Origin of the sequence: Corallococcus sp. AB049A, from assembly GCF_003668885.1 — a bacterium.
Lineage (GTDB): Bacteria > Myxococcota > Myxococcia > Myxococcales > Myxococcaceae > Corallococcus > Corallococcus interemptor.
In genome coordinates this window covers 1-6,708 of record NZ_RAWL01000458.1, presented here as the reverse complement: position 1 = coordinate 6,708, position 6,708 = coordinate 1, and the positions used below count along the sequence as shown (strand labels likewise).

Annotated in this window: 4 protein-coding genes; 1 reads left to right on the top strand and 3 read right to left on the bottom strand. The window is 70.7% G+C overall.

The window, feature by feature from the left end:
• Positions 1–80: 80 nt before the first annotated feature.
• Genes D7X55_RS33385 through D7X55_RS33375 form a run of 3 tightly spaced genes read right to left on the bottom strand, consistent with a single transcriptional unit; the run spans position 81 to position 5,253 of the window.
• Complete coding sequence (locus tag D7X55_RS33385) at positions 81–3,080, bottom strand: serine/threonine-protein kinase (RefSeq protein WP_120552146.1); 3,000 nt, start codon at positions 3,078–3,080, stop codon at positions 81–83.
• 7 nt (positions 3,081–3,087) lie between these two features.
• Positions 3,088–3,879 (bottom strand): sigma-70 family RNA polymerase sigma factor, encoded by a 792-nt coding sequence (locus D7X55_RS33380; RefSeq protein WP_120552147.1) that lies wholly within the window; start codon positions 3,877–3,879, stop codon positions 3,088–3,090.
• 24 nt (positions 3,880–3,903) lie between these two features.
• Complete coding sequence (locus D7X55_RS33375) at positions 3,904–5,253, bottom strand: C39 family peptidase (protein WP_158626463.1); 1,350 nt, start codon at positions 5,251–5,253, stop codon at positions 3,904–3,906.
• A gap of 520 nt (positions 5,254–5,773) precedes the next feature.
• On the opposite strand from D7X55_RS33375, the gene D7X55_RS33370 reads away from it, so the two are divergent.
• A complete protein-coding gene (locus tag D7X55_RS33370; RefSeq protein ID WP_121725171.1) occupies positions 5,774–6,337 on the top strand; it encodes a chalcone isomerase family protein in 564 nt (187 codons plus the stop codon).
• Positions 6,338–6,708 lie beyond the last annotated feature (371 nt).

The following is a 6,708-nucleotide window of genomic DNA, read 5'->3' as shown; positions in this document are numbered from 1 at the left end:
GGGGGGAAGGGCTTGAGGCGGGAGAGGAAGCTCATGGCCACTCCAGGAGGGGAGAGTCTTCTCATTATCCAAGGGAGCGATCAGCGAGTTGCGGCAGCAGGGGAGGGCCGCCGGGTCTGCTGCCAGCGCTGGACGTTTTCAGCCTGCGTGCGCCACGTCGGGCCGCCCTGTTGGAAGGTGAGCAGTGCCTGGGCCGCGAGCGTGAGGGCCTGGGGGCGATCCTCGCTTGCGTCCCACCGTGCGCGCGCGAGCTCGAACTGGAGCTCCGCGGTGCGCACCGCGCTCCAGCCCAGCGGTCGAATGATGTCCAGTGCGCGCTCGGCCGCGGCGCGAGCCTTCTTCGGCTCCTTCAGGTCCAGCCAGGTCCGGGCCTGCTCCGTCAGGGCCGAGACGAGCAGCGCGTGGCGGGGGCCATCGGTGGCCTCGCGCGCGGCGAGCACCTGCTCCAGCTCCGCCGCGGCCTCGCGTGCATGTCCGCTCCTGCGCATCACCCGCGCCTGCTCTTCGCGCACGCGCAGCACGGCACCGCTCCTGGGGCCGGACAGACGCTCCTGGAGGGCCAGGACCTTCGCGTAGCGCGCCAGGGCTTCTGGCAGCGCGCCCTGCCGCTCCTCCATCTGGGCCAGGGACTCGAGCGACAGTGCGTACTCGACATGGTCCTCGCCGAACGCCTGGACGGTCAGCGCGAGCGCGCGCTCATGTTCCTGACGGGCGAGCGCGAAGGTGCCCATCGCTTCGTGGACGCGGCCCAGCTGGTTGTGCAGCCGCACCGTGTCCAGGTGCGTCTCCCCGAGCATGGCGGTGCGGATCTCCAGGGCCTGGGTGTAGAGCGGCACGACGGCGGCGGGACCGTCCAGGCGCTGGCGGACCTCGCCCAGCAGGACCAGCGTGTCCGCGACGGCGGGATGTCGCGCGCCCAGCCGCTTGCGCTGGATGTCGAGCACCCGCTGGTACAGCGCCAGGGCCTCGACGGGCGCGTCCTGCCGCAGCCTCAGCCGGGCGACATTGGTGAGGCTCTTCGCGGTGTCCGGATGATCCGCGCCCAGGACGCGCTCGCGGATCGCGGCCGCGCGCTGGAAGTGGTCGCGCGCCTGGGGCAGCTGTCCTTCACCGAAGGCGACCGCGCCCAGGTTGTGTTCAATCTGGGCCTCCACCTCCTCCGCGGGGCCGGTGCGCTCCAGCAGCGCGCGCGCCTGGGCCGCGTGCTCCAGGCCCCGGTCCGCGTGCTCCAGTTCGTAGCCCGTCACGAAGACGAGGTCCGTCTCCGAGCGCGCCGCGAGCAGGTCGTTCCTGCCCGCGAGCGCCGCGCGCATGCTCTCGGTCCAGCGCTGCTCGGCCTCCGCGTAGCGCGCCAACCGCAGCTCGAACCAGCCCATGGCGTGGAGCGCTTCTGCTTCCAGCGGCCGGTACGCCAGCTCGCGCGCCACCGCGAGCGCGGCCTGCGCGTCTCCCAGCCCTTGCGCGTAACGCCCCGTCTCCAGCAGCACCTGCGCGCGGGACAGCTTCGTGCGCGCGTCCGCCAGCTTCGCCGCCACGCCGGGGCCTTCCGGAGGAGGCACGACGGAGAGCAGTGACTCCACGCGCGAGCAGTCCGACACGCGCGGAAGCTTCTGCGACGCCTCGGCCGCTCTCACCACGAGCGCCGCGTCCGCGTGCTCCAGCACGTCCGCGAACACACCCAGCGATTGCAGCCGAGAATCCAGGCACGCCATGCGCAGCGCGAGGACGGACTCCGGCTGCTCCTGACGCACGCGCGTGGCCTGGCACGTCTGGGTGTAGCCCGCCTCCCAGTCGTGGGCGTAGTCCGCCAGGTTGCGCGCCACGGCCTCGGCGGCCTCCGAGGCCAGCGGGCTTCCGGTGGCGGCCAGGGCCTGCGTCACCTTCGTGGCCCGGGCCGGGTTCCACACGGACGCCAGGCGCGCGGGAGCGCCGTCGCAGGGAGAGGGCGCGCCCTTCGACACGAGCATGAGCGCTCCCGCCAGCGCGAATGCACCGGAGCCCAGCGCCCACCACGTGCGCCTGTGGGGCGGGGTCCTCGACAGGTTCTCCAGCAGCGCGTCCATGGACGGATGGCGGTCCGCCGGGGACACGCTCAGCCCGCGCACCACCGCGCGGCGCACCCACGCGGGCACGCGGGTCTCCTTCGGTGGGGCCTGGATGCGGCTGAAGTCCGGTGGCTGTCCGCGCGCGAAGGGGCGCACGCCGAAGAGGGCTTCATACAGCGCGACGCAGAAGCTGAACTGGTCGCCGCGCGCGTCGCCGGGCTCGCCCTTCCACTGCTCGGGCGGCATGTACGCGGGCGTGCCCATGAGAGAGCCCGTGCGGGTGAGGTCCACCAGTCCGGGCGTGGGCGTGATGCCCTCCGGAAGCGCATGCGGCGGCAAGGCCATGGTGCCTTCCGGCAGCCGCGCGAGGCCGAAGTCCGTCACCCGCACGCGGCCCTGACCGTCCACCAGCACGTTGTCCGGTTTGAAGTCGCGGTGGATGAGGTGCGCCGCGTGCGCCGCCGCCAGCCCCTGCCCCGCCTGCCGGAACGCCGCGAGCACCTCGCGCCATGTGCGCGGCTGCTCCTTCCGCCACTGGCGCAGCGTGCGGCCCTCGACGAACTCCATGGCCATGAAGAGCCGGCCGTCCACGGTGCCCACGTCGAAGACGGTGATGACGTGCGGATGGGACAGCCGCGCCACCGCCTGGGCCTCACGCAAAAGCCGCTGCTCCAGCTCCCGAGCGCCCTCGCCCTGGAGCGAGCGCACCAGCTTGAGCGCCACCTTGCGGTCGAGCTGCGGATCGTACGCGCTCAGCACCACCCCCATGCCGCCGGAGCCCACCCGGTCGATGACGACGTAGCGGCCCAGCACGGTGCCCCGCTGGAGCTCCGCGTCCGCGACGCGAAGACGGCCCGTGTCGGGCACCGCCTTCACGTCCGGGAGGGTGGAGGGCTCACTGCCCCGAGCCGCCTCCGCCACCAGCGCGAGGCACGTGGAGCAAGCATCCAGGTGCGCCTCCACCACGCGCGCCTCCTCCGCGCCGAGCGAGTGCGCGCAATACGCCAGCAGGGTGTTCTCGTCCGGGCAGGTCATGGCGGGCTCAGCGCAGCAGGTGGCGCACGCTCAGGTCCAGGCCGCTCAGGAGCGACCGGGCCAGGCTGTGCAGTTCCGGGTCTTCGACGTTCAATCGCCGGCGCAGCTCGGCGTGGGTCCGTTCCGCGAGCGTGTCGCGTGCGTCCTTCAGCCAGCGCGTCATGGTGGCGCGGCTCACCCCGTGCACCCGCCCGATGTCCTCCACGCCCACGTTCTCCACCAGGTGCAGCCGCAGGATGGTGCGCTGGCGCGGCTCCAGCGACGCGAGCGCCGCGGCGATGGACGCCTCGATGTCCGCGTGGTGCCGATGCTTGAGCGCCGCGAAGGACGGGTCCTCCGCGGGCAGCAGCGTGGGCAGCAGCGCCTCCACGGGACGCGCCGCACGCTCGCGCAGCTCGGTCATGGCCAGGCGCAGGGCGACGGTGCGCACCCACGCCTCCAGCGGTCCCCGGCCGTCGTACTCCGCCAGCCGCGGCGGCCCGTCCGGCCGGCGCAGGAAGAGCCGCTCCCGCAGCCGTTGCAGCGCTTCGTCCACCACGTCCCGCGCGATGCCCCGGCGGACCAGGGCCTGACGCGCGGCGGGCAGGTACACGCGCTCGAAGTGGGCGAGCGCCGCGGTCACCCCCCGCGCGCAGGCGCACGCCAGGAACAGGTCCTCCGCGTGGGGCACCGGCGCGCCTCCGGAGGCCGCCGTCCGCGCGGCGAGGTGGGCGAGGAAGTCCTCGCGCGGAAGCTCCACTCCGGGCCACGCGGCGCGGGCCTGGAGGTAGATGGCGTCTGCGGGGGCGGACGGCTCCATGGGGCAGGGAAGTCTAGCCGGGGCCTACCCGATTCCGAGCCGACGGCGGACCTCGGCCGCGTAGTCGTTCACCTGCTGGACGTACAGGCTGGAGTCGTTCTCCACCGGCGGCGCGTAGCGGTTGATCAGCGCCGTCCAGTTCCCGCTGTCCAGCTCGGCTCGATAGTGCGTCCCCAGCAGCTTGAAGTACGCCTCGATGCCCTGCTCCAGCGTGGGCCAGCCCGCGAAGCTGCCGGAGGCGTCCGGTGAGGTGAAGGCCTCGTAGGCGCCCTCCTGGCCCACGAACTTGAGGTTGCCCGGGTTGTTGGCCCCGACGGACGCACCCGCGGTGCCCCACTGGGACTCCTTCCACAGCATCGCCAGCGCCAGGTCGATGGGCACGTCGTACTTCTGGGCCATGCGCATCAGGAACTCGCCCTGACCCGCGAAGCCGGACTCCGCGAGCGACATGGCCCCCGGCGCCAGCCGCACGGACTCCAGCGCCTGTCCCTGCCCATCGGTGGGAGCCACGCCCGGGGGCGGATGGATGGAGACGGAGTAGCCGCCGTACTGGTGCTCCCCGAGGAAGCGCTGCAGCTCCGCGGGCGTCAGCTCCGTCACGGTGCTGGACGGATCATGCACGATGAAGTTGCCCTCGGGCGTCATGCCCGTGACGGCGATCCAGTGCCCGCCGCTGAAGCTGCCGGAGGTGAACGGCGGCGATTCGTTCTGCAGCATGACGTGGCTCTCGCCGTTGACGGCCACCATGTTCCCGGACGCGAGCTGCTGTTCAATCCAGCCCACGTCCGTCCCCGGGTTGACCTCCGAGGAGAGGCCATTGTTCGAGGCCATCCGCTGGATGTCCGCGTAGCCCACGCCCGCCGAAGTGATGCCCACGCCCTGGCCCAGCTGGTTGATGAACGCCCCGTCGGACTGGTCCGTGCCGATGCCGTAGCCCTTGAGGATCATCGCCATCGTGGTGGGGCCGCAGTTGGACTGCTGGTTCCAGTCGTCCTCGGTGCCTTCCGACGACATCTGCTTGATGGACGGCACCGGGTAGCGCTCGCCGGGACGCGCCGTCCCGCCGGGGCTGCCCGGAGCGACGGGACCGCCAGCCTGCGGAGTGCCCGGAGCGGTGGGCAGCTGGAGCGATTCACCCGCGATGATCAGGTCCGGGTTGGCCAGGCCGTTGAGCTGGACGATCTGGTTCGCGATGGCCTCCACTGGCCCTGGCACGCCCTGCTGCATCAGGTTCCAGGCGATGTCGCCCACGGTGTCGCCCGGCTGGATGGTGTACGTCGTCGTCGCCGGAGCCGGCGGAGCCGCGGCCTTACGAAGCGCCTCCGCCGCGTCCTTGAGCTTGGAGCGCCGCACGGCCTCGCGCAGGTCCTCCACGGAAGGAAGCGGCGCCCGCGGAAGGGCGGGCCCACGAGGCTCGAAGCTGTCCGGCCCGCGATGGGCGACAGGAGCGCGGGCAGCCAGGCCCGGCGCGGGGTTCGACACGGGAATGGGACGGGGGGAACGGGAAGCGAGGAGAGGGCGGATGGTCATTTCAAACTCCGAAGCCAGTGTTTGAAATGTTTGTCGATAAAATGCGAATTATTGTTTCGTGCCTCCGGGACGATCTGGTCGGAAGAAAAAGCAAAGTGATTTCACGTGGTTGCTGGAGAGTTCAGGCGAAATGAGCCACTAATCCAGCCCGTCGCGTCTACCTCCAGGGCAGGCTGAGACAATGTCTCGATTTGCGTCTGCCTTTGCGCCGGGACCCTGGAGCTGCCACGCGGGGAAACGTCGTCTTCCGGGCGCTTCGCCGCGGTACGTCAAGACGCGGCCGCCCTTCGTGGATCCTTTGGTGAAGACGCGTGGGTAGGTTTGCGTCCAACATCGCGCAGGAAACCCACCCGGAGGTTTTTCCATGAAGAAGACGCTGACCGCCGTGCTGCTGTCGCTGACCCTCGCCGCGCCCGTCATGGCCAAGGACATCGCGGGTGTGAAGTACCCGGACACCGCCACCGTGGCCGGCAAGGAGCTGAAGCTCAACGGCGTGGGCCTGCGCAAGAAGGCCATCTTCAAGGTCTACACGCTGGGCCTGTACGTGGAGAACCCCACCCAGGACGCCACCGCGCTGCTCAACGCGGATGAAGTGAAGCGCGTGCGCATGTTCATGAAGCGCGACCTGAAGAAGGAGCAGATCACCGAGGCCATCGAGAACGGCTTCAAGAAGAGCGCGGGCGCGAACATGCCCAAGCTCCAGGCGCGCCTGGACACCTTCAAGAACGCCATCCCCGCGGAGGTGAAGGAGGGCCAGGAGCTCAACCTCACCTACGTGCCGGGCAAGGGCACCACCGTGCAGGTGACGGGCGGGCAGTCCATCGACGTGGAGGGCAAGGACTTCGCGGACGCGCTCTTCTCCGTGTGGCTGGGCAAGGACCCCGTGGACAGCGGCCTCAAGGACAGCATCCTCGGCAAGGACGACTGACGCACCCACCGCTTCACCGGCAGTCCCGCGCGCCCCGGGAGCGTCCCTTCTTCACGCAAGGGACGTTTCGCGGGGCGCCGCCGTTCGCTGGGGGGCAATGCCATTGCTTCAATGGTGGACAGCGGGGGGCGGCCCTGTCACACGCGGAGGCGTTGCCACTGGAATGCCCCCGCGCATCAGGGGTTGATGCGCGCCGGATTCCCACCCCTTGTCCAAGCTGGAGAACGCTTTGAAGCGACTGGCCCTGTTCGCCGCCTCCTGTGTCCTTGGCGCCGCCTGCAAGACGGCGGAGCCCACCCCCGAGCCGCCCCAGGCTGTCCCTTATACACATCTGACGCTGCCGACGACTTAATAGGTGTAGATTTCGGTGG